Origin of the sequence: Sinorhizobium sp. M4_45 (genome assembly GCF_002885915.1) — a bacterium.
Taxonomy (GTDB): domain Bacteria; phylum Pseudomonadota; class Alphaproteobacteria; order Rhizobiales; family Rhizobiaceae; genus Sinorhizobium; species Sinorhizobium meliloti_A.
Window position 1 is genome coordinate 58,413 of sequence record NZ_NWVE01000009.1, and the last position, 23,886, is coordinate 82,298.

Below are 23,886 nucleotides of genomic sequence, written 5' to 3' on the forward strand. Positions count from 1 at the left end.
CGGCGGCATCAGAAGGCGGAGCGATCCGCCTTCTTTCTTGCAGCCTCGATCATCGGCAACGCCTCGGCATAGCTGACGCAGGCGACGTCCGGCTTGTTGCAGGTCTCCGAGAGAAAGCGATCGAGCGCCCGCCAATAGGCGCCGCCGTTCATCTCGACGAAGTGGAAGCCGAGCTGAAGAGGGATCCGCTCGCCTTCATATTCCTTCAGGAAGGCATTGCGGAACGCCGCAAGCGTCCGCTCCTCGAAGCGGACGCTGTCCTTTCTGTTCTCGACTCCCATCGAATGGCGCACGAAGAGATTGTAGTCCATGCCGATAACCGGCCGGTGGGAAGGGCCTTCGGGAATGAGCGGCAGGCCGAAGCGCGGCAGACCGTCGGCGAAGCTGGGCCAGCCGGGCCCTTTGGTGACGAGGCTCGCATCATAGCTGAAGCCGAACGCTTCGAGTGCAGGCACCAGGCCGTCGCTGAGTGACAGGTAGGGGGCGCGAAAGCCCATTATCCCGTTCTTCGCGAAATCGGCCCAGCCTTCCGGCTCGGCTTCCGGCTTGCCGGCCCTCTTCCAGGCTTCGGCGAGCGCCGCGCGGAAAGCCGAAAACTCCCGCTCCCAATCGGCCTTGCTCCAGCCTTTGCCGTCGAAATGGCCGCAGGCGTGGCTGCCGAGGTCGTGACCATCGCGATGCGCCTGCCAGATATGGTCGACGCGGATCGCGATCTCTTCGCGGCTCTGTGCGAAGCCGACATTCGAGCGTCCCTGCTTCTGTCCGGGCGCCCGGTAGATCTGCTTCCCGTCGACCTTCGTCATCAGGAAGGTGCAGGAGAGGAAATAGGTGAAATGCGCGCCCGTTCGCCTTGCCAGGGCAAGGCTTTTTTCCCAAAGCGCATTGTCGTGCGCGCCGTCGAAGGAGATGACGACGAGCTGTTTGCCGTTCGGCGACGGGGGTGCCGGCGGCGGATCGGCGAGGGCGAGAGCGGGAAAAAGAGCGAGTGATAAAGCCAGGAAAATACGAATCATGTTTCAACTGTGACGTTTGGTTTCGTCGCAGTTGTCCGGAAATTGCGGCAATCCTTTGATTGGGCTGGAAAACAGGCGCTATCGAAGGTAGTGCGTAGTCAGGTGGATCGGCAAAGCGCGGCGCTGTAGCGGTCCGACATCTCGAACAAGCGGTGACCCATGGCCATACTCGTTCTCGGCATCATCATATTTCTCGGCATGCACCTCGTCCGCGTGGTTGCGCCCGGCTTTCGTGCCGGCATTATCGAAAGCCGCGGCAAGGGCACTTGGATGGGGCTCTATACGATCGTCAGCCTCGTCGGCCTCTGTCTGATCATCTATGGTTTTGGTCAGGCGCGTGGCGAAACGGGCATGCTCTACGATCCGCCGATATTCCTGCGCCATATCGCCCTTCTGTTGATGCTCGTCGCCTTCATCGTGCTTGCCGCCGGATTCCTGCCGGCTGGCCGCATCGCCGTCGCGCTCAAGCATCCGCAGGTCCTCTCGATCAAGATATGGGCGCTGGCGCACCTCCTTGCGAATAGCGAGAGGTCCTCGGTCCTGCTTTTCGGTTCCTTTCTCGCCTGGGCGGTGATCCTGCGCATCTCGTTGAAACGGCGCGAGCGCGCCGGTGAGAAGGTGCTTCCCGTGTTTAAATCGACGCGCAACGACGTATTGGCGGTTCTTATCGGCCTCGTCGCCTTTGTGCTCTTCGTCTGGAAGCTGCATGAGCTTCTGATAGGCGTGCAGCCGGTCGTTCTCTAAATGTCGATCTCCCCCTTACATCAGGCGTAAAATCGGGTAGAACGCGCCAACTTCTTCAGATCAGGGCCGGGCGGCCGGGACGGGACATGGTAAACCAGGACGACAGCTTTATCCGCGAGGTCAATGACGAACTCCGTTCGGACCAGATGAAGGCCGTCTGGACGCGCTTCGGCGGTATCATCATCGGGGTTGCCGTTCTGATCGTGCTCGGCACCGTCGGCAAGGTCGGATACGATTATTGGCAGGAGGCCTCCTCGTCGCAATCGGGCGACACCTTCCTCGCGGCGCTCAACCTTGCCCGGGAGAACAAGTCGGACGAGGCGCTCGCCGCTCTGACCGAGCTCGAAAAGGACGGTTACGGATCCTATCCGGTTCTGGCGCAGTTGCGCCTTGCGACGCTGCAGGCGCAAAAGGGTGAAACGGATGCGGCAGTCGCGGCGTTCTCGGAGATCGGCAGGGATACGCGTATTCCGGCTGCCCTCCGCGATGCGGCCCGGCTGCGTGCGGCCTATCTGCTTATCGACGCAGGATCCTACGAGCAGGTGTCCTCCGAGGTCGAGCAACTGGCCGTTCCGCAGAACGCCATGCGTCATTCGGCGCGCGAGGCGCTTGGCCTTTCGGCCTACAAGGCCGGTGACTATGCCAAGGCGAAGAGCTGGTTCCAGCAGATCGTCGACGATGCGCAAAGCCCGCGCGGCATCATGAACCGGGCGCAGATGCTGCTGGATGTGATCGCGTCGACAGGCAAGGCCTGACGCAGGCATGTCGCCCAAAAGTGCGCAGCGGTTTTGGGGTAACGGCATGCACAAAAACAGAAACTTGAAGCGCGTCGCGTGACCACTGCACGCGAGGCGCTTTAGCACGGATGTCAAGATGAGCTTCACCGTCGCCATTATCGGGCGCCCCAATGTCGGCAAGTCCACCTTGTTCAACCGCCTGGTTGGCAAGAAGCTGGCGCTCGTCGACGATACGCCGGGGGTTACCCGCGACCGGCGTCCGGGCGACGCGAAGCTGGTCGACCTCAAGTTCCGCATCATCGATACGGCCGGTCTCGAGGAATCGTCACCCGACAGCCTGCAGGGGCGGATGTGGGCGCAGACGGAGGCGGCCATCGACGAGGCGGATCTGTCGCTCTTCGTCGTCGATGCCAAGGCCGGCCTGACACCGGCAGATCAAACGCTCGGCGAGATGCTGCGCCGCCGGGGCAAGCCCGTCGTCGTCGTCGCCAACAAGTCCGAGGCCCGGGGCTCCGAAGGCGGATTCTACGACGCCTTCACGCTCGGCCTCGGCGAACCCTGCCCGATCTCGGCCGAACACGGCCAGGGCATGCTCGACCTGCGTGACGCGATCGTCGCCGCACTCGGCGAGGAGAGGGCGTTCCCGCCGGCGGAAGACGTTGCCGAGACGAATGTGGATATCCGCCCCGTTGCCGGTGAAGGTACCGAGGACGAGGAGGTCGAGCCCGCCTATGACGAGACCAAGCCGCTTCGGGTGGCGATCGTGGGCCGGCCGAATGCCGGAAAATCGACTCTGATCAACCGGTTCCTTGGCGAAGACCGGCTGCTGACAGGGCCGGAGGCGGGCATTACCCGCGACTCCATTTCTGTCGAATGGGACTGGCGCGGCCGCACCATAAAGATGTTCGATACGGCCGGCATGCGCCGCAAGGCGAAGGTTCAGGAGAAGCTCGAAAAGCTTTCGGTTGCGGATGCGCTGCGGGCGATCCGCTTCGCCGAGACCGTCGTCATCGTCTTCGACGCCACGATCCCTTTCGAGAAGCAGGACCTGCAGATCGTCGATCTGGTGCTGCGCGAGGGGCGTGCAGCCGTGCTTGCCTTCAACAAATGGGATCTGGTCGAGAACTGGCAGGCACTGCTTGTAGATTTGCGCGAAAAGACCGAGCGGCTGTTGCCGCAGGCGCGCGGCATCCGTGCAGTGCCGATTTCCGGGCACACCGGCTACGGCCTCGACCGGCTGATGCAGGCCATCATCGAAACGGACAAGGTCTGGAACCGGCGCATCTCCACGGCGCGCCTCAACCGGTGGCTGGAAACGCAGCAGGTGCAGCATCCCCCGCCGGCCGTCTCGGGCCGCCGCCTCAAGCTTAAATACATGACGCAGGTCAAGGCGCGGCCACCGGGTTTCATGATTTCCTGTACACGTCCGGAGGCGGTGCCGGAGTCCTACACCCGCTACCTCATCAACGGCTTGCGAAACGACTTCGACCTGCCGGGCGTGCCGATCCGCGTGCATTTCCGCGCGTCGGAGAATCCTTTCGAGTCTAAGGCGCGCAAAAGGCGCTGAGAGCTCCGGCGGCAGCAAAAGAACTCACGATTCGTTTCGCAATGCGGCGCTTTTTGATGCCATCTACCGCTCTAATAGAGTAAATCTATGTAGCAGGTGAATTGATTTCCTTGCCGCCAAATTAGGCTTGATCTATAACTGAATCCTAGGATGCCGACGTTGGCGAGCCGTGGCAGATTGGCTCGGCAGGCTGGGAAACGGCACTTGGCTCTGCGAGAATTGGACGATCCGCGTCGTCGGGATCGATGTGTCTGGGGCGCGGTCGCGGATGAAGGTCGCGTGCTTTTCTCGTTTGCCGCGATCCGTCTCGAAAGCGATGTTCTCATGCTGACAAAAAAAGGAAAGTACGGTTTGAAGGCGATGGTCGATCTTGCCCAGCTTCAGCCGGGCGAAACGGCTTTCATCACGGAAATCGCCGTTCGTAACAACTTGCCGAAGAAGTTTCTCGACACGATCATGCTCGAACTCAGGAATGCCGGCTTTCTTCGCTCGAAGAAAGGCCCCGGCGGCGGCTACGCGCTGGCACGGCCCGCATCCGAGATCCGCGTCGGTCAGGTGATCCGCACGCTTGACGGGCCGCTGGCGCCGATCCGTTGTGCGAGCCGCACCGCCTATGAAGTCTGCGATGACTGTTCGGATCCGGAAACCTGTCACGTGCGCCGTTCGATGATCGTCGTGCGCGATGCCGTGGCCGACATTCTCGACAACATGACGCTCGCGCAATTTGCAGCAAGCGAGAGAGAGGCCGCCGTAGCGCCGCTTCTCAGCGAAGCGGGCTGAGCGCCGAGGGTGCGGTCCCCCCGCGGCAGACATAGGTGTACGTCCGTTCCTCATCAATGCGAGCGTTCATCCTCACAGTGACCCGCTGCGCGGCTTTACGCCCTTGAGGTGGTAGTTGCCGACAAGATGATGTTTCCAGCGCACCGGGTCTTGCAGCGTGTGAGCGCGGGCGTTGCGCCAATAGCGGTCTAGATTGAGCGCGACTTTCGCAGAGGCGGAGCCGGCGAGATCGAAAAGCGCATTGGCTGCCTCCAGCGCGGCCGCGGCGGCTAGGACCTTGGCGGCGGTAACCGAGAGGCTGGCTTCGACCGCGTGTTCCTCGGTCGGATCGACCTGAGCGGTATCGACCTTGCGACCGGCATGCTCGATGAGCGCGGTGGCGGCCTCGATGCGTATTGCGACTTCGCCGACCCTTGCGATCGTCAAAGCATCCTCCGATGCCCGCTCCAGCACATCGCTCTTGGTTGCTGCCGCGTTGCGGACGAGATCGAGGGTCTCTCGGAACGCTGCCCGCGCGATACCGAGATCGACGCCGGCATGGATGATCTCGCCGACGGAACCGATCGTATTCGGTCGCCCGAAGCCGCGGTGATGCGGCACGACAGAACCGAGATCCACGTGAACGTCTTCGAGGACCACCGTGCCGCTGCCAGTGACGCGCTGCCCAAAACTGTCCCAATCGTCGATGATCCGGACGCCGTCAGTCGCGCGCGGAACGAACGACATGGTCATGCGGTCGGCGGGATCGAGCGCGGAGATGGCGAGCCAGTCGGCGAAGAGAACGCCCGTGGAGTTTTGCTTCCGGCCGTTGATCTGGTAGCCGGCGCCATTCCCAGTGATCCGGGCTTTGTCGTCGCCGCTTTCCGAAAGTGCGCTGCCGAAGCGGTCGCCTGCCATGGCGCGCCCAAAGAAGAACCGCTTCTGTTCTTCGGTGGCATGCTGGCGCAGCGCCTCGAGGACGTAAAAGTGGCCTTGCGGGATCTGACCAATGGAGCTGTCTGCCTCCGCCAGGATCGCCGTTATCTCGGCAAGCACGACGTTGGAGACGTCGATGCCCTCGTATTCCGATGGAATGCTGATCGCCAGCAGTCCCGACTGGGCGAACTGGTCGAGTTCGTCGTGAGGAAGGACGCGCTCCAGGTCGCGCTCGATGGCGCGGTCGGAGAACCGGAGCGCCAGCTCCCTTGCAATCGCCAGAGCCTCTTCCTCGCTCTCGATGCGGTGCGGCGTCGGGTTGGTCTTTCCGGCGAATTGCGAGATGTTCCCCATCCTTGTCCCTCCGTGGAGCATTGCCGCCGCCCTTTAGTATGGAGCAGGCGCTATTTTCTTCCAGTCCCTCCCGGAGGCGGTCGCGCAGGTGGACGCCCGGTAGGGGAATCGCTTTTAATATGAAAAATGCCAAGAGTATCAATGAGTTGTGCGTAACGACGGCGCGCCATTGCCGTTACCTTTAGAAAAATAGCTTGCCGTTGGGGGCATTTGCAATAGAATACAAAAATTATAGACTACTTCCGAAAAGGATGACCATCTGGCCGAAACGCTGCTGCATGTTTCTTACGTCGGAGCCGATTTGAGGGTACAACATGCAAGAACTGGAAGTCCTGCAGCGGTCATTGCGCGCGCTAGGCGGTATTCGACCGGAGTTTTATTTCGCTTGAAGCGGGAGGGAGGCGGCGCAAGGCGTTCTTTGGCTGGAGCGTCGCCCCGGAAATCCCGACGGGCGAGCGGTATACGAGCCCGTGAAATTCACCAGAGCTTTTGTGTGTCTCGAAGTCCTGCTTAAGAGTTGCCCCGACCACGGAGCGACAGCCAGCTCGCGAAAGGAGCTCACATGACCGTTCGTGGATTGTTTGCCGGCAGGTCAGCGGCGGCCGCCTCGTCCTCGCAGCCGGAAATTGCAATCGTCGGCCGTGGATTTTCCGGCATCATGATGGCGATCGCGCTGATGAAGTCGATGCGGGGATCTTTTCACCTCACCATGTACGACCCGCATCCATCGATCAGCGGCGGCCAGGCTTTTTCCGCGGCGCAGCGCTGCGAGATCCTCAACAGCCGGGTGCGCGACCTCTCGGTCGCGGCTGGCCAGCCCGACGATTTCAACGACTGGCTTTGCGCCAATGATGAGTTCCGAACAGCCGTTCCGGCGGCCATTCCCGGCTTTCGGCAGATTTTCGTGCCGAAAGGAATCTTCAGCGACTACGTGCATCAACGCTTTTCCGAGGCGCTTGCCCGACGTTCCGACATCACGGTGAGGTTTTCCCACGAGCAGGTCACAGGTTTGCGCCAACTCGCAAGCGGTCGCTTCAGTCTTGTGCGTGACGGCGGACATGACGCATGCGACATCGTCATTCTTGCAACGGGCTTCGGCGTGCATCCGCGCGACCTCGAGGTTTCTGACGAGGAGCGACCGCTTGTGCGGACGCGCCGCCTCGTCGACCCGCGCCACGCGGTCCTGCTCGGCAGCGGCATTCGCGTGGTCGACCAGCTTTTCCAGATGCGCGATAACGGTTATGCGGGAGAAATCACGCTCGTTTCGCGCCACGGCTTCCTGCCGCAGGCGCATACGCAGCTCGCAGCAGCCCCGAGTTTCCCGGTCGATCCGATGCCGCAAGGCCTGCGCCGGATCGTTCGGTTCGTGCGTCAGGCCTGCGCCGAAGCCGAGGCGAAGGGGCAAAGCTGGCAGTCGGCCATGAACGGCCTGCGCCGGCGGGCGCGCTCGCTCTGGCAATCGCTCTCGGCGCAGGAAAAGCGGCAGTTCAACCGCCACCTGCGGGCCATCTACGACAGCCACAGAAATCGCCTCCCGGCGGCTGTCCACGCGCGGCTGCAGCAGGAACTTGCCGAGGGGCGGACCGTGCTTCGCCGCGGACGGGCTGGGCGGCGCCTGCCGGAAGGCATCATGGTGCGCTGGGCGGGTCGGCATGCCGAGGAACTGCTCAGGGCAGATCAGGTGATCGATTGCCGCTGTTCCGCCCCGGAGCTTGATACGCCCTTGCTAAGGAGTCTTTTTGCGGGTGGGCTTGCCGAACCCGATGAACTCGAGCTCGGCATCGCGGTCAGTCCGACGGGAGAAGTCTTGAGCCCGTCCGGACGCACGCCGAACCTCTTCGCGATCGGTCCGCTCGGATTGGGAAGCCTGCCCGACATCGACCTGGTCCCTGAGATCGTTACCCAGACCTATGCGGCAGCACGGCTTATCGCGACAGGCAAGCGGCTGGCGCTGAAAGCCGGATAGACAGGACCGCGGCGGCCGGAATGGCGGCCGACGAATGCCGGTCATCCGGCCCGCTGCAGAAAGTAGCGGTCAGGCAAATTCAAACGGTAGACTCAACGACGACAGGGTCGTCGCTGCGCAGCAGGTCTTCGATATGACGGATGCCGTCGGCCATTACCTCACGCGCCCCACCGTCGCAATCATCGGCGGCGGCTTCACCGGTGCCGTGGTCGCGACGCACCTGGCGCGGGCTCGCGCCATGGATGGCTGGCAGATTTCCGTCTTCGAGCCGCGGGAGCGGCTGGGATGCGGCCTCGCCTATGATACCGCGGAGCCCGCGCATCGCGTCAATGTCCCGGCCGCACGCATGAGCATCGATCCGGGCGATCCCGACCATTTCATGCGCTGGCTCGAGCTTCGGAGCGAACCGCGCGACGATCCCGAGGCGCTTGCCTGCGACGGCCATCTCTATCCCGCCCGGCAGCTCTTCGGCCGCTATGTCGCCGAGACGGTCGCGCCGTTCCTGGAACACGGGCGCATCGCACACCATCGGGAGAGAGTGATATCCGTCGAGCGTCAGGGAGCGGCCTGGGCGGTTCGCGGCGACGGCGGGACGCTAAGCCGCGCCGACGTGCTGGTGGTGGCGACGACGCACCCGGCTCCGGAGGCTCCCGCAGGCGTAGGCGCCATCCTGACGGGGCACCCCCGCTACGTGCCGGATTCGACCGAGCCCGGCGCGCTCGACAGAATCGGGGCCGGTGACCGCGTGCTGATCATCGGTACCGGGCTGACTTCGGCCGACGTGATCGCCACCCTGCGCAGAGGCGGGCATAAGGGGCCGATCACCGCCTTTTCCCGGCGGGGTCTGCGTTCTCGTGGACATGCCGACCGGGCGCAGGACCCCTATGGCGACTTCATCTCACGGCCTTGGAGATCGGCCGCGGCGTTGCTCTCCCAGGTGCGCCGGACGATCCTCGATGCGGAAGCCGCGGGCTTTACATGGCATGCCGTCCTCGATGCCCTCAGAGCACAAGGCGGCGAGATCTGGCGCAATCTGCCGATGAGCGAGCGGCGGCGGCTTGTCCGTCACGTGCGGCCTTTCTGGGACGTGCACCGTTTTCGTGTAGCTCCGCAAATCGATGCGGTCGTGAGCGCGGGGTTGAGGGACGGCGATATACGCGTCCTCGCCGGCTCGATCGCTCACATGGCGCGCGTCGGCGAGGATGTCGCGGTCACTTTCCGGAAGCGGCGGGCTGGCGGAACGGAAGAAGGGGAATTCGACGCCGTGGTGATCACCACCGGCCCGGCGCACCGGTCGATCCTGCAAAGCCAATCCTGGCTGAATTCGCTCGGAGCCGCAGGTTACCTGCGCCCCGATACGGTTGGGCTGGGCCTCGCCTGCAGCGAAACGAGCAGGGCGCTCGACAGCGAAAGCAGGGAGGTGGACGACCTCTTCGTCGCCGGTCCTCTCGCCCGCGGCACCTTTGGCGAACTTATGGGCCTGCCGCAGGTCAACGACCACGCCATTTTCGTGGCGGCGCAGATAGCCGCGCTGGCGCAGGCGCGCCGAGTGCACCCGCGCGCGCCTCCGCGCTCGGCCGCGGCGCCGGCCCGCTGACCCAGCGGCGAGGACGATGCAACTTCTGCGGCAGCATGCATGCGGCATCGCTTACGCTTTCCGCGATTCTGCACTATATTAGGATGTGTCGATTTCGACGAAAGGTGGAGCGGGCGAGGTGGTTTGCAGCTATCCGCCAGCGCCCGCAGACGAGAAGCCGTGAGGTATCGACGGCGAATGGCCCGCATCCTCATCCTGTTGTTAAGTCTCCTGTCGGCCTTCGCATTTCCTGTCACGCCGGTGCCCGGAGCCGAGCGCACGGCAATTGTCCTGCACGTCAACGGAGCCATCAGTCCCGCCGCGGCAGAATATGTGACGCGCGGTCTTCAACGGGCCAGGGATCGCGGTGCCGCGCTGGTGGTCCTGCAGATGGACACGCCCGGCGGACTGGATACGTCGATGCGCGACATCATACGCGCCATCCTCGATTCGCCCGTGCCGGTCGCGAGTTTCGTTGCGCCCAGCGGAGCGCGGGCAGCAAGCGCCGGCACCTATATCCTTTATGCGAGCCACATTGCGGCCATGGCCCCGGGGACGAATCTGGGCGCAGCGACGCCGATCGCCATCGGCGGAGGACTGTTTGGCAATGACGAGCAGGAAGGCGAGGAAAAGACGGGCAAGCCGGACGAGCCCGAACCGCGCAAACCGGCCAATGCCGGCGAAGCGAAACTCATCAACGATGCGGTCGCCTATATCCGCGGCCTGGCGGAATTGCGCAACCGCAACGTCGATTGGGCGGAGCGCGCCGTGCGCGAGGCTGCGAGCCTTTCCTCCGCCGCAGCCGCGCGCGAGCAGGTCATCGACTTCACCGCCGTTAGCGTCGACGACCTTTTGAAGCAGGCCCACGGCCGCCCCGTCCGCATCGGCCAATCCGACGTTCGGCTCGATACGTCCGGGCTCGCCATAGAGGATCTTCCGCCGGATTGGCGGACGCGGCTGCTGTCGGTGATCACCAACCCGAACGTCGCCCTCCTCCTGATGATGGTCGGAATCTACGGGCTCATCTTCGAGTTTCTCGCGCCCGGCACAGTGGTGCCGGGTACAATCGGCGGCATCAGCCTCCTGCTCGGTCTCTACGCACTTGGGGTGCTGCCGGTGAGCTATGCCGGCGTGGGCCTTATCCTCCTTGGGGCGGGACTGCTGGTGGCGGAGGCGCATGCGCCGTCATTCGGCGTGCTCGGCCTCGGCGGCACCGTGGCCCTGGTCTTGGGCGCTGCCATTCTCTTCGACACGGACATGCCCGGACTGCAGGTGTCCTGGCCTGCACTGAGCGGTATTGCGATAGCCAGCCTGGCGTTCAGCCTGCTGGTCGCGCGTCTCGCCCTTGTTTCGCGCCGGCACAGGGTCGCCACCGGCGCGGAAGAAATGATCGGTATTTCCGGCAAGGTCGACAGTTGGGCGGGAGCGGACGGCTACGTGATCGCCCACGGCGAGCGGTGGAGAGCCGTCAGCAGTGAACCGCTTGGACCCGGCGAGGACGTCATGGTCGTCGGCCGGGACGGCCTCACGCTCAAGGTGGCGCGCAAACCGGCTGGAGCGGGATGATGAAAAGCATGCGCGGTTTGCCGCCCGCGTCCCGCACCAACTCCCCAATCGACCACGGGGGAAAAGGAGACCGCTCATGACCTGGCTTGGAAATCTTGCGCCCTTTGTCGCCGCGCTCCTGTTCCTGCTGATCGTCATCGCCTTTGCGATCAGGATCCTCCGGGAATATGAACGCGGTGTGATCTTCACGCTCGGCCGTTTCACCGGCGTCAAGGGACCGGGGCTGATCCTGCTCCTCCCCTATGTGCAGCAGATGGTGCGCGTCGATCTCAGGACCCGTGTTCTCGACGTGCCCAGCCAAGACGTGATCTCGCGCGACAATGTTTCGGTGCGGGTCAGCGCCGTGATCTATTTCCGCGTCATCGACGCGGAGAAATCGACGATCCAGGTCGAGGATTTCATGGCCGCGACGAGCCAGCTCGCCCAGACGACGCTGAGATCCGTGCTCGGCAAGCACGATCTGGACGAGATGCTGGCGGAGCGCGACCGTCTGAACGAGGACATTCAGAAGATCCTCGACGTGCAGACGGACGCATGGGGCATCAAGGTCGCTACCGTCGAGATCAAGCATGTCGACATCAACGAATCGATGATCCGGGCGATTGCGCGCCAGGCCGAGGCCGAACGCGAAAGGCGCGCCAAGGTGATCAATGCCGAGGGCGAGCAGCAGGCCGCGGCGAAACTGCTGGAAGCGGCAGAAATTCTCGCCCGGAAGCCCCAGGCCATGCAGCTGCGCTATCTCAGCACCTTGAATGTCATCGCCGGCGAAAAGAACTCGACGATAATCTTCCCGTTCCCGATGGAGATCGCCGACATGCTGGCGACGAAGAAGGAGGGTTCCTCCTAGTGCCTGTCGAGATCAGACCCGCGGCGGCTTGTTGATCGCCTCATTCCTGTGCTTGTCACAGGAATCCCGCCAGACCAAGTCCTTGGGCTGAAAGAAACGCTTCCCGCGCCGCAGACGTGGCGCTGCTGGATCCCTGTGACGAGCACAGGATGAGGGGCGGAGAGATTGCAGGTCGCTGTAGCACTTTGAGCTGCTGCATGCTTTTGTCCATTGATCGGCTACAATCAATGGACACATGGATTGGCGCACGGTGCCGCTTCAGACAGAGGTCAAGATGCCGAAGAGAAGTGCGGGCGTTCTGCTATATCGATACGAGGCGGGCAACCTCCTGGTTCTGCTCGTCCATCCGGGTGGGCCTTTCTGGATGAACAGGGATCTCGGCGCCTGGTCGATCCCGAAGGGTGAGTATGATGCCGATGAAGAGCCGGAAGCCGCTGCGCGCCGGGAGTTCCTCGAGGAGACCGGCATTGCGATAACCGGCCCCTTGGAGCTTCTCGGCGAGGAGCGCCAGAAGGGCGGCAAGCTCGTCACCGCCTATGCGCATGAGAGCGAATTCGACGCTGCCAGCCTGCGCAGCAACGTGTTCGAGACAGAGTGGCCGCCACGGAGCGGCAGGATGCAGGTCTTCCCGGAGGTCGACCGCGCCGGATGGTTCACGCTCGAAGAGGCGCGCGGCAAGATAAATGTTTCCCAACGCCCGTTCATCGATCGGCTGGAGGCTTCGCGGAACGCCAACCGCTCCGCGGGTTCCGCCTCCTGAGCGGTTGCGTACGCCCGATCTGCATCAATGGGCAGCGCGCAGGCCCGGCTGCGAGACTTCCCTCCTGCGGAAGGCCACCTGGATTACGTCGGAACGGCAAGGTGCCGCCTCGACACCCGGCACGATCTCGACAGGAATTCCTAGGCTCTCAAGCGCTGCGATCTCCTCGACGGCACCGGCAAGCGCCATCGGGTTCCCGGACCGAAGGCGCACCACGCGTTTCCCTTCCCCGACGAGAGCCGCGATGTCTCTGTTTCGACCCTTGGCGCTCGGCGCGACGGGGACGCGCCTTGCCTCCCGGCGCGCCAGTTCCAGGACGTCGTCAGGAATCCATTCGTCAAAGAGGATCACGTCGGCGGCTTGCAGGGCGCGAACCGCCTTCAAGGTGAGGAGTTCCGCGTCGCCGGGGCCGGCGCCGACGATGGTGACGCGGCCGACGGCGGAGGGGCGCGTGACCAGACGATCCACCTCCGCCATCAGCCGCGTCTCTACACCCTCCTCCGGTGTATCCAGAAAGACCTTGTCGACGAAGCGCTCCCAGAAGGCGCGGCGCGCGGCACCGGGTTTCAGGCGCGCGTTCACGCGGTCGCGGATCGCCTGCGCCACCGTTGCCCACCGTTTGAGTGCCGGCGGCAGCAGGGCCTCGATCCGCCGGCGGATCGCCTGTGCCAGGATCGGTGCCGCGCCATCCGTCGAGATAGCAACGACCACGGGCGAGCGGTTCACGATCGATCCGAACTGAAACGCGCAGAAAGCCGGCTTGTCGATGACGTTGACGGGCACGCCGGCGCTCCGACCGGCTCGAAAGAATGCTTCTGCGTCGGCCTCGTCGTCGCAATCGGCAATGGCGATTGCCGCATGGCGAAAAACACCCTCATGCCACGCCTGGTCGTGGTGAACGAGCAAGCCGTGTTCATGCGCGGGCCCACGGGCGAGGAGTTCGAGGAAGAGATCGCTCAGCGACGTCCGCGGCGCGTAGACGTGAACTTCCGCGCCGCAGGCCGCCAGCAGTTCCGCCTTCCAGGCGGCCGCATCGCTGCCGCCGGCGACAACGGCCTGTTTGCCGTTCAGGGGCCAGAAGAGCGGCAGCGTTGCGAGTGCGGTCACGCGCTGAGGCTTTTGGGCTGGATCACTCCGCAGCGAGGGTGAGGCAGCCATTTATGATCCCCCTGATCTCGGCGCGGCAGGAGCCGCAATTGGTGCCGGCGCTGAGCCTCTCGCCCACCGCTTCGACGCTATGGCAACCGTCGCGGACGGCCGCAGTGATCTGGTTGACTCCGACGCTGAAGCACGAGCAGACGGTCGCGCCCGGATCGGGCGTGTCGGCGCCCGGGCGGCCGGCGGTGACCGCAAAGCGCTTGGCGAGGTTGTGGTGCGAAGCGCCGAGCTGCGATACCGCCCAGCTGCGCGCCACGGCGACCGGCCGCGGAGAAAGGAACAGGCTGGCGAGCAGCCGGTCCCCTTCGAAAAAGGCCAGGCGAAGCTCGCCGGAGGTGCGGTCCGTATAGCCGATCGGTTCGATCTCGGCGGCGATCGCAAAAGTCTTCCGGCACCAGTCGAGCCAGTCGGCATTCGTTTCGGCGAAGGCGAGTTCCACCCGCCACCCGCCCTCGGCTCTCGCGAGCGCCCAATAGGCGGCGTCGAGTTCCTTTGGTTTACGCGCCGATACCGCGAAGCCATAGGCGGCAGCCGCAAAGCGGCTCGCGCGGATCGGCATGTTCTTCGACGCAGGCTGGCCGGAGACCGGGTCGGTTACCGGCGCAACCAGCGCATCGATCCGCGCCCTGGAGGCGAACTGGTCGTTCCAATGCATGGGCACGAAGAGATTGCCCTCCGCCTGCCGGTCGGTGACCAGCGCCCGGACGATCGCCGCGCCGTGCGGACTTTCCAGGGTGACGAGGTCGGCGTCGCTGATGCCGAGCGCCTGTGCGTCACCCGGATGAATCTCGACGAAGGGCTCGGCGAAATGACCCGACAGCCTGGCGCTCTTGCCCGTGCGCGTCATGGTATGCCAGTGGTCGCGCACCCGGCCGGTGTTGAGCGTGAAGGGGAAGGCATCAACGGCGCTTCTTGGCAGTGGCACCTCGACGGCGACGAAGCGCGCGCGGCCATCCGGATGATAGAATTCGCCCTCGGCAAAGAACCGCCTTTCGTGCGGCGCGCTGCCCTTGGGCTGCGGCCACTGAAACGGCTTCAGGCCGTCATAGGCAGGGCCTTCGATCTCGGCGTGGGCGCTGATGTCGAAGTCGCGGCGTCCGTCGTTTTCGAAGCCCGAAAGCGAGGCATGCTCGGCGAAGATCTCGGCTGGTGAAACATGGGCGAAGGCCGCGGCGAAGCCCATGCGCCTGCCGACTGCGGCGAGTTGCCACCAGTCGGGCCGCGCTTCGCCGGGAGCTGCGAGAAAGGCGCGCTGACGCGAGATGCGGCGCTCGGAATTGGTGACCGTACCGTCCTTCTCGCCCCAGCCGAGCGAGGGCAGGAGCACGTGGGCGTGCCGGGCGGTGTCGGTGTCTCTCATGATGTCGGAGACGACCACGAAGGGACAGGCTTTGATCGCCGCTTCGACGGCATCGGCGTCGGGCATCGAGACGACCGGGTTGGTCGCCATGATCCACAGCGCCTTGATGCGCCCGTCGGCGACGGCGCGGAACATATCGACCGCCTTGAGGCCGGGCCTGCTCGCGACTGCCGGCGCGCCCCAGAAGCGCCGTACCTTGTCCCGGTGGAGTGATTTTTCGATGTCCATATGGGCGGCAAGCATGTTTGCCAGGCCCCCGACCTCCCGCCCGCCCATCGCATTGGGCTGCCCGGTCAGCGAGAAGGGCCCCATGCCCGGCCGGCCGATGCGCCCGGTCGCAAGATGGCAGTTGATGATGGCGTTGACCTTGTCGGTCCCGGCAGCGGACTGGTTAACCCCCTGGCTATAGCAGGTCACGACCTTTTCGGTCGTCTCGAAAAGACGGAAAAATGCATGAAGCTGCGTCGGCGTCAGCCCGGTCGCCTTGGAAAGTGACGGGGGATCGAGCCTCGATGCGGCCGCGACGGCCTCGTCGAAGCCGCCCGTGTAATTCGAAACGTAGTTCCGGTCGACCGCACCGCTTGCGGCGAGATGGGCAAGCAGCCCGCTGAAGAGGGCGACGTCTCCGTCGGATGCGATCGCCAGATGCATGTCGGCGATGTCCGCCGTCATCGTGCGGCGGGGGTCGATGACGACGATCTTCATCTCCGGGCGGTTTGCCTTGGCTGCGGAGAGGCGTTGATAGAGCACCGGGTGGCACCAGGCGAGATTGGAGCCCGTCAGCACCACGAGATCGGCGAGTTCCAGGTCCTCGTAAACGCCCGGCACGGTGTCGGAACCGAAGGCCCGGCGGTGGCCCGCGACGGAGGAGGACATGCAGAGCCGGGAGTTGGTATCGATATTCGCCGAGCCGATGAAACCCTTCATCAACTTGTTGGCGATGTAATAGTCCTCCGTCAGCAATTGTCCCGAGACGTAGAAGGCAACCGAATCGGGACCGTGATTGGCGATACTGTGCGAAAAGCGTTCGGCAACGAGATCGAGCGCCTCGCTCCAGCCTGCGCGACGGCCGCCGATTTCCGGGTGAAGGAGGCGGCCGTCGAGATCGAGGGTCTCGGCGAGTGCCGACCCTTTCGAACAGAGCCTGCCGAAATTGGCCGGATGTTCCGGATCGCCCTTGACGCTCACTGCACCGTCATCACCCACGCGGGCAATGACGCCGCAACCGACACCGCAATAGGGACAGGTGGTCTTGACCTCTTGCGCCATGCTTATTCCGCCGCTGCCAGCGAGAGGCTCTCAAGAGCGACGAACAGCGCGCCATTGTCGTTGCGGATGGGGATCGTGCGCACCTCGCCCTCGTCGGCACCGAGCGCCTTGCCGGTCTCGAGCGAGATCACCCAGTTGTGCAGCGGGCAGGTGACGGCCGTGCCGTGCACGATGCCCTGGGAAAGAGGGCCCCCTTTATGCGGGCAACGGTCCTCGATCGCAAAGACCTCGTTCTCGGCGGTCCGGAAGACGGCGATCTTGCCGTTGGGCGTCCTGACGCAGCGGGCCCCACGCAGCGGGATATCGTCGATGTCGCCGATTGCAATCCAGTTCATGTTCATCGGTCACTCCGCTGCCTGATTGAAGCCGACCGTCGCCATCGGCCGGAACTCGTGCTTGTCCTTGCCGGAGACACGCTCCGACCAGGGATCGACCTGGGCGAATTTCTGGCTGAAGACAAAGCGGTCGAAATAGGCCCTGCGCTTTTCCGCATCCTCCATGATCTGCCGGCGGATCTCGTCCAGTCCGATGCGCTTTGCCCATTTGTAGATGCGCTCGAGATAGCGGGCCTGTTCGCGATACATCTGCGTCAGCGCGACGATATGTTCGAGCGCCTCGTCCTCGGTCCTGACCAGACCCAGAACCTCGGTGCCCTTGATGTCGAGGCCGGCGGCCCCTGCGAAATGGATCTCGAAGCCGGAGTCGACGCAGATGACCCCGACGTCCTTGCAGGTCGCCTCCGCGCAGTTGCGCGGGCAGCCGGAGACGGCCATCTTCAGCTTGGCCGGCGTCCAGGAGCCCCACATGAATTTCTCGATGCGGATGCCGAGGCCCGTCGAATCCTGTGTGCCGAAGCGGCACCAATCGGAGCCGACGCAGGTCTTCACCGTTCTGAGCCCCTTGGCGTAGGCCTGACCCGAAACGAAGCCCGCCTGACCGAGATCGGCCCAGACGGCGGGCAGATCCTCCTTCTCGATGCCGAGCAGATCGATGCGCTGACCGCCTGTTACCTTCACCAGCGGCACGTTGAACTTGTCGACGACATCGGCGATGGCGCGAAGTTCCTTCGCATTGGTGACGCCGCCCCACATGCGGGGTACGACGGAATAGGTGCCGTCCTTCTGGATATTGGCGTGGACACGCTCGTTGATGAAGCGCGACTGGTAATCGTCGGCATATTCGTCCGGCCAATCGCAGACGAGATAGTAGTTGAGCGCCGGGCGACACTTTGCGCAGCCGCAGGAGGTCTTCCATTCCAGTTCCTGCATGACGGCGGGAATGGATTTCAGCTTCTTCGCCTTGATCAGGCGCCGCACGTCGTCATGGCCGAGATCCGTGCAGGTGCACATCGGCTGCACCGCAGCCGGATTGTAGGTGTCGCCGAGCGTCAGCGACATGATCTGCTCGACCAGGCCGGTGCAGGAACCGCACGAGGCGGAAGCCTTGGTATGGGCGCGCACGTCGTCGAGCGAGGTCAGGCCCTTGGAGACGATCGCTCCGACGATCTTGCCCTTGCACACGCCGTTGCAGCCGCAGATTTCCGCATCATCCGGCAAGGCTGCAACGGCCGCCGTAGGGTCCAGCGGAGATCCCCCCTGATAGGCCTGGCCGAAGATAAGGGTGTCGCGCATTTCGGAGATGTCCGTGCCGCGCTTCAAAAGATCGTTGAACCAGGCGCCGTCGGCGGTGTCGCCGTAGAGCACGGTACCGATGATGCGGTTGTCTTTCAGTACGAGCCGCTTGTAGATGCCCGCGGTGGCATCGCGCAGCACGATCTCCTCGCGTCCGTCGGCATCGGCGAAGTCGCCGACCGAATAGAGGTTGATGCCCGTCACCTTCAATTTCGTCGGTGTGTCGGAATGCGCGAAGGCGGCGCGGCGGTCGCCGGCGAGGTGGGAGGCGGCGACGCGCGCCATTTCGTAAAGGGGCGCGACGAGGCCGTAGACCATGCCGCCGACTTCGGCACACTCGCCGAGCGCCATGATGTCCCCGTCGGACGTCTGCATTCCGGCGTCGACGACGATGCCGCGATTGACGGCCAGCCCGGCCTCCTTGGCAAGACCGGCATTCGGCCGGATGCCGACAGCCATCACCACCAGCGTCGCCGGAATGATCCGGCCATCGTCGAGCTCGATCCCCTGGACCTTCTCCTCGCCGAGGATGCGTTTCGTGTTCGCCTTGGTGACGACCTTGATGCCGCGTTCTTCGACGGCCTTCTGCAGGAGGTAGCCTGCGGCCGGATCGAGCTGGCGTTCCATCAGTGTCGGCATGACATGCAGAACGGTGACGTCCATGCCGCGCGCCTGAAGACCAGCTGCCGCCTCCAGCCCGAGCAGGCCGCCACCGATGACGACGGCCTTTTCGCGCGATTGCGCCGCGAGCAGCATCGCCTGCACATCGTCGAGGTCGCGATAGGTGATGACGCCGCGCAGTTCCTTGCCCGGCACAGGGATGATGAAGGGCACCGAACCGGTGGCGATCACCAGCTTGTCATAGCTTTCCGTGACGCCGTGGTCGGAGGTGACGGTCTTGGCGTCGCGATCGATCGCAACGATTTTGTGGCCCTTGTAGAGGGTGATGCCGTGCTTGATGTACCATCCGTCGCCATGGATGATGATTTCTTCATACTCCTTCTCGCCGGATAGCACCGGCGAAAGCATGATGCGGTCGTAATTGACGCGCGGCTCGGCGTTGAAGATCGTCACGGCATAACGCCCGGGCGCCTTTTCGAAGAGCTCTTCCAGCATCCGGCCCGGAGCCATGCCGTTGCCGACGATGACGAGTTTTTCGAGTGCAGTTTCAGTCATGTGGTCACTCCGCAGCTTTTACGAAGCGGCCGCTCATAGAAGAATTCGAGCAGTGCTTCGCGGCAGTTCAGGTCGGTTCGATTTGGCCGGCCGAAAACCGGCATAAAAAACGCCGCTCGGAAATTTGCGCTCCGGGACCGGGAGGAAACCCTTACGGAGGCAAAGACCTTGCGACGTCGGTGTCTTCGGCAGGCGTATGTGGCGCCTGGCTCGCTTCAATCGCCGTTGACCGAAGCAGGTGTAGAAATGCAAGTGCCGTGCCAGATATCCGCCTTCCGGCCATCTCCTTGAAAAATCTGCAAAAGGCGGACAACGCCCTTTATCTTCGAAGTAAGCCCGTTGATTTAAAAATAAGCCGTTTGCGTGCAGTGATGAAATTTTGTGCGGCTCGCCTTGATCAGCCGATTGTGCACGGGTCTCGCCGCGCCCGTTCTTGCCTAACGCCGTCATTCTTCGGCTTGACCTTGGTCAAGGATGACGCTGCGAGAAGCCGGAGGATCGCGGGCTGCGGAAGGATTGACTGCAGGCGCTCCAGATTCCGACGGTCCGAAAAATTTATTTGGGAATGGATTGTTCGCGCAATCTGGAATTCTGGCGATGTGAAAAGCCTCAAGGTTTTCTTTGTCCTCATGGCCTTTGAGCGACGATTCACGGCTTGACGCCATTCGTTCATTTGTGAATATATTATTCAAACTTGTGGAGTCCGGAGGCGGAGTCCGGAATAGGGAGGACAGCATGAAGACCTTGATCGCTGCGGCCGCAATGGCTGCATTGTCGTTCTGCGGCATTGCCAACGCGCAGGAATACAGCCTGCGATTTTCGACCTCGCAGGTGAATCCGGACGAGCCGATCATCAAGGCCATGAAAACCTATGCCGAGCGTGTCGGTAAGCGCTCCGGCGGACGCATCGCCATTACCGTGATGACGGGCGATCAGCTCGGCGCGCAGAAAAAGGTCAACGAGATGGTCATGAGCGGCGCAAGCCTGCTCAGCGCCACCGATTATGGTCAGCTCGGCCAGTTCGTGCCGGATCTCTCGATCCTCGCCGGCCCCTATGTCTATCCGGATCTGGCGGCGACGGACCGTCTCTTCGCTTCGGATCTCTACCGGGACCTTTCCAGCAAGCTGGAGGCGCGGGGCATCAAGATCATCATGCCGAACGGCCTGTTCGGCTACCGTCACATCATCGCCAACAAGCCGGTTCGCTCACCCGCGGACCTGGCCGGCGTCACCATTCGCGTGCCCTCGTCGCCGATCATGATGGCGACTTTCGGCAATTACGGTGCAAGGCCGACGGAATTGCCGTGGGGAGACGTCTACAATGCGTTGCAGACCGGGGTTGTCGACGCGGCCGAAGGCCCCTTCGGCTCGATAGCCGGAGCGAAGCTGAACGAGACCCGCAAGGTCATTTCGAAAACCGGCCACCAGATCATGTTCACGGCCTGGGTGGCTTCCAGCCAGCTCTTCAACAGCCTGCCCGAAGACCTGCAGAAGATTCTTCTGGAGGAAGGGCAGACAATTGCCAAAGAGCTTACGCAGATGACGCTGGACACGGACGATGCCTATGCAAAGCAGCTCGCCGCCTCCGGCGTCGAGATTGTGACCGATGTCGACATTCCGGCATTCATCGAGGCCTCGCGTGCAGCCTATGAGAAGGTGCCGAACATCACGCCCGGCATCTACGATCAGGTGCAAAAGGCGATGGCAGAGTAGGCGACGCCGTTTCGAGAGTTGGAGCGGGATGCGGGCGGAAAGACCGCATACACGTCATCCCGCTCTTCGACGCTGCTGCCGCGGGGGCGCGCCTTCGCCGGCCGGATCGCGCCCCGAATGTGGGGCCTGCATCGACGCCAGCTCGGATTGCCCCTCAACAATCGAGGCATCATGGAAAGCTCACGCCCGCCGGAGGAGATAATTCCTCTCATCAGCCTGCGCCGCGCCGATGAGGCAATCGGCGTCGTGGCGCTCCTCGTCATCGTCTTCTCGATCCTTTGGGGGGTCGTCAGCCGTTATGTCTTCCCGCAGCCGGCCGCCTGGACCTATGAGCTGGCGATGATGGCCTTCGCCTATCTCGTCTTCTTCGGTGCCGTCGCCGGCGTCCGTCTCGGCACGCACGCGGCGATCGACGTGCTTGTCGCGGCTCTCCCGGACAGCTGGCGAAAAGCCGTCGCCTGGTTCAACTATCTGCTGCTGGCAGTCTTCTTCATCGTCATGACCATCCTCTTCGCGTGGCAGGCCTGGATCTCACGCAATGTGCATACGATCGCACTCGATCTGTCGCGCGGCCTGTCCTATGCGCCTCTGGCGCTCGCCTCTGCCGGGATGTTCGTCCAGCATCTGATCGTCGAGAGGCCCTGGACCGTCCGTCAGCATCGCAATTTGGAATCGTTGATATGACCCTGTTCCATTTGGCCGGTCCCTCGCTTCTCGTCGTCGTCCTGTTCTTGCTGTCGACGCCGATCACCTGGGCCATGGCGATCGGAGCGTTCGCTTTCTTCCTCATCAATATGGACATGATCCCGCTCGCCAATTTCGCCCAGGAAATGGCGGAGGGCAGCCAGTCCGTGTCCTTGTTGGCGCTGCCGCTGTTCGTTCTTGCCGGCTGCATCATGAACGCGTCGGGCATCACCCGGCGCCTTTTGGCGCTTGCGGACGTGCTTGTCGGCCACATGACGGGCGCGCTGGCGCAGATGTGTACCGTGCTCGGTACCTTGCTCGGCGGACTTACCGCATCTGCCAACGCCGATGCGGCGATGCTCGCCAAGACGCTCGGCGTCGAGATGTCGCAACGGGGCTACAGCCGGGCCTTCGCCGCGGTCATCACATCGTCGGCGGCCATCATCACGAGCCTCATTCCGCCGTCGATCGGTCTTATCGTCTATGGTTTTCTCGCGGAGACGTCCATCGGCCGGCTCTTCGCAGCGGGTGTGTTGCCTGGCCTCGTGCTGGCGACCGGGCTCATGGTCACCACCTATTTCATCGCCCGCAAACGCGGTTACAAGCCGTTGCGCAAGGAGCGCGCCACCCGCGCGGAGGGCATCCGGGCGCTGATCGACGGGCTCTGGGCGCTGTCGATCCCGGTGGTGATCTTCGCCGGTACGCGATACGGTCTTTTCACGACCACCGAAGCCGGTGCGGTGGTCGTCGTCTATGTGCTCTTCGTCGCCGTGTTCGGTTACCGCGAATTCACCTTCCGCCAGATCCCGGAGGTGCTTGCCGAGGCCGTGCGCGATTCGGCCGTGGTCATGATCATGATCTGCGCGGCGGCAGCCTTCGGTTTCTATCTCGCCTGGGAGCAGGTGCCGCAGGCCATGTCCGGCTGGCTCGGCGAAGCCACCGACAATCCGCTCCTGATGCTGCTCCTCATCAACGTCCTGCTGATCGTCATCGGCACGGCGATCGAGGGGTCGGCGGCACTGATCATTCTGACGCCGATGCTGATTCCGATCATCGATGGCGTCGGCATCGATCGCGTGCATTTCGGCGTCGTGTTCATCGCGAACCTGACCATCGCCGGCATTACGCCGCCGGTCGGGGGATTGATGTACATTTCGTCCATGGTGCTGAAAGTGCCGATGATGGCCTATGCCCGCGAGGTGCTGCCATACTTGGCGATGATGATGGTCATTCTCGTCATGTTGAGCATGTTCCCGCAGCTGTCGCTTTGGCTGCCGAACCTGGTCTATGGGACGACGGCGGTCCAATAGCGCGACGAAATACGGCCTCTGCGCCATGGTGGCGCAGAGGCCGGAAACGGCTCGGATAATCCCGACTTCTTACGCAGGTACTGACCATGGATGAGTTCACGCCCACCGTCGGAGTTTCTTCGACACGTCCCGCCGACATGCCGGAAGACCATGCCGCCTTGCCAGTCTGGAACGCCGAAAACTGGTTCTACGAGGATTGGCCCGTCGGTCAGCGCATCCGGTCGTTACGCCGCACGATTGGCGAGAGCGATAGCCACCTCTTCAATACCCTGGTCGTCGACATCCATCCTTATGTCCAGGATCAGATGTTTGCGGAGCGGGAAGGCATCTTCGGCCGTCGCCTCGTTGCCGGCGCCTTCGTGTTCTCGGCCGGTCTCGGCCTCGTCGCCACCAACTGCGTCAACGCCTTTTCCTATGGCTACGACAAGCTCCGGTTCATCAAGCCGGTCTTCATCGATGACACCATCTACACGATCCGGACCAACATGGAAAAAACGCCCCGCTACAAAGACCTCGGGCTCATTCGCGCCAGCTACCAGGTCTTCAAGAACGAGGGCGAGCTGGTGCTCTACTGCGAGCATCTGCAAACGGTGAAATACAAGAACCCGGCGGATTTTGCCGGCAAGACCGAGAAGTAGAAAACAGAAACCGAAGAAAACGAGCGTTCGCTTGCCGGCGTCGCCGTAATCGGCATGAGCTCGTTTTTCCCTCGCATCCTGTTGCACCGCCGGGTCTCGTAGCGCAACCTTTATCCAAAATT

At 63.2% G+C, this 23,886-nt stretch carries 19 protein-coding genes; 13 read left to right on the plus strand and 6 right to left on the minus strand.

Annotated features, from left to right (window positions below; all coding sequences use genetic code 11):
* Positions 1 to 8 precede the first annotated feature (8 nt).
* Positions 9 to 1,013 (minus strand): polysaccharide deacetylase family protein, encoded by a 1,005-nt coding sequence (locus CN933_RS22950; protein WP_102762493.1) that lies wholly within the window; start codon positions 1,011 to 1,013, stop codon positions 9 to 11.
* 159 nt (positions 1,014 to 1,172) lie between these two features.
* On the opposite strand from CN933_RS22950, the gene CN933_RS22955 reads away from it, so the two are divergent.
* The 4 genes from CN933_RS22955 (at position 1,173) to CN933_RS22970 (ending at position 4,841) form a co-directional block, all read left to right on the plus strand.
* Positions 1,173 to 1,757, plus strand: a complete 585-nt coding sequence (locus CN933_RS22955) for an NnrU family protein (RefSeq protein WP_102762494.1) — start codon at positions 1,173 to 1,175, stop codon at positions 1,755 to 1,757.
* 86 nt (positions 1,758 to 1,843) lie between these two features.
* Positions 1,844 to 2,512, plus strand: a complete 669-nt coding sequence (locus tag CN933_RS22960; protein WP_102762495.1) for a tetratricopeptide repeat protein — start codon at positions 1,844 to 1,846, stop codon at positions 2,510 to 2,512.
* Between the two features lie 118 nt (positions 2,513 to 2,630).
* Entirely contained in the window at positions 2,631 to 4,061 is a 1,431-nt protein-coding gene (gene der / locus CN933_RS22965; RefSeq protein WP_018098345.1) for a ribosome biogenesis GTPase Der, read from the plus strand.
* A gap of 324 nt (positions 4,062 to 4,385) precedes the next feature.
* Positions 4,386 to 4,841, plus strand: a complete 456-nt coding sequence (locus tag CN933_RS22970; protein WP_033047739.1) for an RrF2 family transcriptional regulator — start codon at positions 4,386 to 4,388, stop codon at positions 4,839 to 4,841.
* A 72-nt stretch (positions 4,842 to 4,913) separates the two neighbouring features.
* Here the strand turns inward: CN933_RS22970 and CN933_RS22975 are convergent, their stop codons facing one another.
* The gene (locus tag CN933_RS22975; RefSeq protein ID WP_102762496.1) at positions 4,914 to 6,110 is read right to left on the minus strand and encodes an SfnB family sulfur acquisition oxidoreductase; all 1,197 of its coding nucleotides are present in this window, start codon (positions 6,108 to 6,110) and stop codon (positions 4,914 to 4,916) included.
* Between the two features lie 562 nt (positions 6,111 to 6,672).
* On the opposite strand from CN933_RS22975, the gene CN933_RS22985 reads away from it, so the two are divergent.
* The 5 genes from CN933_RS22985 (at position 6,673) to CN933_RS23005 (ending at position 12,825) form a co-directional block, all read left to right on the plus strand.
* Entirely contained in the window at positions 6,673 to 8,076 is a 1,404-nt protein-coding gene (locus CN933_RS22985) for an FAD/NAD(P)-binding protein (protein ID WP_102762497.1), read from the plus strand.
* Positions 8,077 to 8,209: 133 nt separating this feature from the next.
* Positions 8,210 to 9,673, plus strand: coding sequence for an FAD/NAD(P)-binding protein (locus CN933_RS22990; RefSeq protein WP_102762624.1), 1,464 nt, complete (start codon positions 8,210 to 8,212; stop codon positions 9,671 to 9,673).
* Between the two features lie 177 nt (positions 9,674 to 9,850).
* Positions 9,851 to 11,218, plus strand: coding sequence for an NfeD family protein (locus CN933_RS22995; protein WP_102762498.1), 1,368 nt, complete (start codon positions 9,851 to 9,853; stop codon positions 11,216 to 11,218).
* Positions 11,219 to 11,294: 76 nt separating this feature from the next.
* Entirely contained in the window at positions 11,295 to 12,065 is a 771-nt protein-coding gene (locus CN933_RS23000; RefSeq protein WP_100670122.1) for a slipin family protein, read from the plus strand.
* Positions 12,066 to 12,339: 274 nt separating this feature from the next.
* Entirely contained in the window at positions 12,340 to 12,825 is a 486-nt protein-coding gene (locus CN933_RS23005; protein ID WP_102762625.1) for an NUDIX hydrolase, read from the plus strand.
* 24 nt (positions 12,826 to 12,849) lie between these two features.
* Here CN933_RS23005 and CN933_RS23010 read toward each other — a convergent pair whose 3' ends face one another.
* Genes CN933_RS23010 through nirB form a run of 4 tightly spaced genes read right to left on the minus strand, consistent with a single transcriptional unit; the run spans position 12,850 to position 19,419 of the window.
* Positions 12,850 to 13,983: a siroheme synthase family protein gene (locus CN933_RS23010; RefSeq protein ID WP_180980788.1), complete on the minus strand. Its 1,134-nt coding sequence runs from the start codon at positions 13,981 to 13,983 to the stop codon at positions 12,850 to 12,852.
* On the minus strand, positions 13,955 to 16,612 hold the full coding sequence (locus tag CN933_RS23015) for a nitrate reductase (protein ID WP_102762500.1): 2,658 nt from the start codon (positions 16,610 to 16,612) through the stop codon (positions 13,955 to 13,957). The genes CN933_RS23010 and CN933_RS23015 overlap by 29 nt, the downstream gene beginning before the upstream one ends.
* Before the next feature lie 2 nt (positions 16,613 to 16,614).
* A complete protein-coding gene (gene nirD / locus CN933_RS23020; RefSeq protein WP_102762501.1) occupies positions 16,615 to 16,953 on the minus strand; it encodes a nitrite reductase small subunit NirD in 339 nt (112 codons plus the stop codon).
* Positions 16,954 to 16,956: 3 nt separating this feature from the next.
* Entirely contained in the window at positions 16,957 to 19,419 is a 2,463-nt protein-coding gene (gene nirB / locus CN933_RS23025; protein ID WP_018098356.1) for a nitrite reductase large subunit NirB, read from the minus strand.
* A gap of 735 nt (positions 19,420 to 20,154) precedes the next feature.
* Between nirB and CN933_RS23040 the strand changes: the two genes are divergently transcribed.
* The 4 genes from CN933_RS23040 to CN933_RS23055 all read left to right on the plus strand — a co-directional run bounded on the left by CN933_RS23040 (position 20,155) and on the right by CN933_RS23055 (position 23,764).
* Positions 20,155 to 21,132: a C4-dicarboxylate TRAP transporter substrate-binding protein gene (locus tag CN933_RS23040; RefSeq protein WP_102762502.1), complete on the plus strand. Its 978-nt coding sequence runs from the start codon at positions 20,155 to 20,157 to the stop codon at positions 21,130 to 21,132.
* A gap of 171 nt (positions 21,133 to 21,303) precedes the next feature.
* Positions 21,304 to 21,816, plus strand: coding sequence for a TRAP transporter small permease (locus CN933_RS23045; RefSeq protein WP_102762626.1), 513 nt, complete (start codon positions 21,304 to 21,306; stop codon positions 21,814 to 21,816).
* Positions 21,813 to 23,126 (plus strand): TRAP transporter large permease, encoded by a 1,314-nt coding sequence (locus CN933_RS23050; protein ID WP_102762503.1) that lies wholly within the window; start codon positions 21,813 to 21,815, stop codon positions 23,124 to 23,126. Before CN933_RS23045 ends, CN933_RS23050 begins: the two co-directional genes overlap by 4 nt.
* An 86-nt stretch (positions 23,127 to 23,212) precedes the next feature.
* Positions 23,213 to 23,764, plus strand: a complete 552-nt coding sequence (locus CN933_RS23055) for a MaoC family dehydratase (protein ID WP_018098360.1) — start codon at positions 23,213 to 23,215, stop codon at positions 23,762 to 23,764.
* Positions 23,765 to 23,886 lie beyond the last annotated feature (122 nt).

Coding starts and splice junctions, on each gene's coding strand:
- CN933_RS23015 (WP_102762500.1), bottom strand. CDS start 16,612: ATGGCGCAAGAGGTCAAGACCACCTGTCCCTATTGCGGTGTCGGTTGC.
- CN933_RS22950 (WP_102762493.1), bottom strand. CDS start 1,013: ATGATTCGTATTTTCCTGGCTTTATCACTCGCTCTTTTTCCCGCTCTC.
- CN933_RS22995 (WP_102762498.1), top strand. CDS start 9,851: ATGGCCCGCATCCTCATCCTGTTGTTAAGTCTCCTGTCGGCCTTCGCA.
- CN933_RS22955 (WP_102762494.1), top strand. CDS start 1,173: ATGGCCATACTCGTTCTCGGCATCATCATATTTCTCGGCATGCACCTC.
- der (WP_018098345.1), top strand. CDS start 2,631: ATGAGCTTCACCGTCGCCATTATCGGGCGCCCCAATGTCGGCAAGTCC.
- CN933_RS23010 (WP_180980788.1), bottom strand. CDS start 13,983: ATGGCTGCCTCACCCTCGCTGCGGAGTGATCCAGCCCAAAAGCCTCAG.
- CN933_RS23055 (WP_018098360.1), top strand. CDS start 23,213: ATGGATGAGTTCACGCCCACCGTCGGAGTTTCTTCGACACGTCCCGCC.
- CN933_RS23050 (WP_102762503.1), top strand. CDS start 21,813: ATGACCCTGTTCCATTTGGCCGGTCCCTCGCTTCTCGTCGTCGTCCTG.
- CN933_RS22960 (WP_102762495.1), top strand. CDS start 1,844: ATGGTAAACCAGGACGACAGCTTTATCCGCGAGGTCAATGACGAACTC.
- CN933_RS23005 (WP_102762625.1), top strand. CDS start 12,340: ATGCCGAAGAGAAGTGCGGGCGTTCTGCTATATCGATACGAGGCGGGC.
- nirD (WP_102762501.1), bottom strand. CDS start 16,953: ATGAACATGAACTGGATTGCAATCGGCGACATCGACGATATCCCGCTG.
- CN933_RS23045 (WP_102762626.1), top strand. CDS start 21,304: ATGGAAAGCTCACGCCCGCCGGAGGAGATAATTCCTCTCATCAGCCTG.
- CN933_RS22990 (WP_102762624.1), top strand. CDS start 8,210: ATGACGGATGCCGTCGGCCATTACCTCACGCGCCCCACCGTCGCAATC.
- CN933_RS23040 (WP_102762502.1), top strand. CDS start 20,155: ATGAAGACCTTGATCGCTGCGGCCGCAATGGCTGCATTGTCGTTCTGC.
- CN933_RS22970 (WP_033047739.1), top strand. CDS start 4,386: ATGCTGACAAAAAAAGGAAAGTACGGTTTGAAGGCGATGGTCGATCTT.
- CN933_RS22985 (WP_102762497.1), top strand. CDS start 6,673: ATGACCGTTCGTGGATTGTTTGCCGGCAGGTCAGCGGCGGCCGCCTCG.
- CN933_RS23000 (WP_100670122.1), top strand. CDS start 11,295: ATGACCTGGCTTGGAAATCTTGCGCCCTTTGTCGCCGCGCTCCTGTTC.
- CN933_RS22975 (WP_102762496.1), bottom strand. CDS start 6,110: ATGGGGAACATCTCGCAATTCGCCGGAAAGACCAACCCGACGCCGCAC.
- nirB (WP_018098356.1), bottom strand. CDS start 19,419: ATGACTGAAACTGCACTCGAAAAACTCGTCATCGTCGGCAACGGCATG.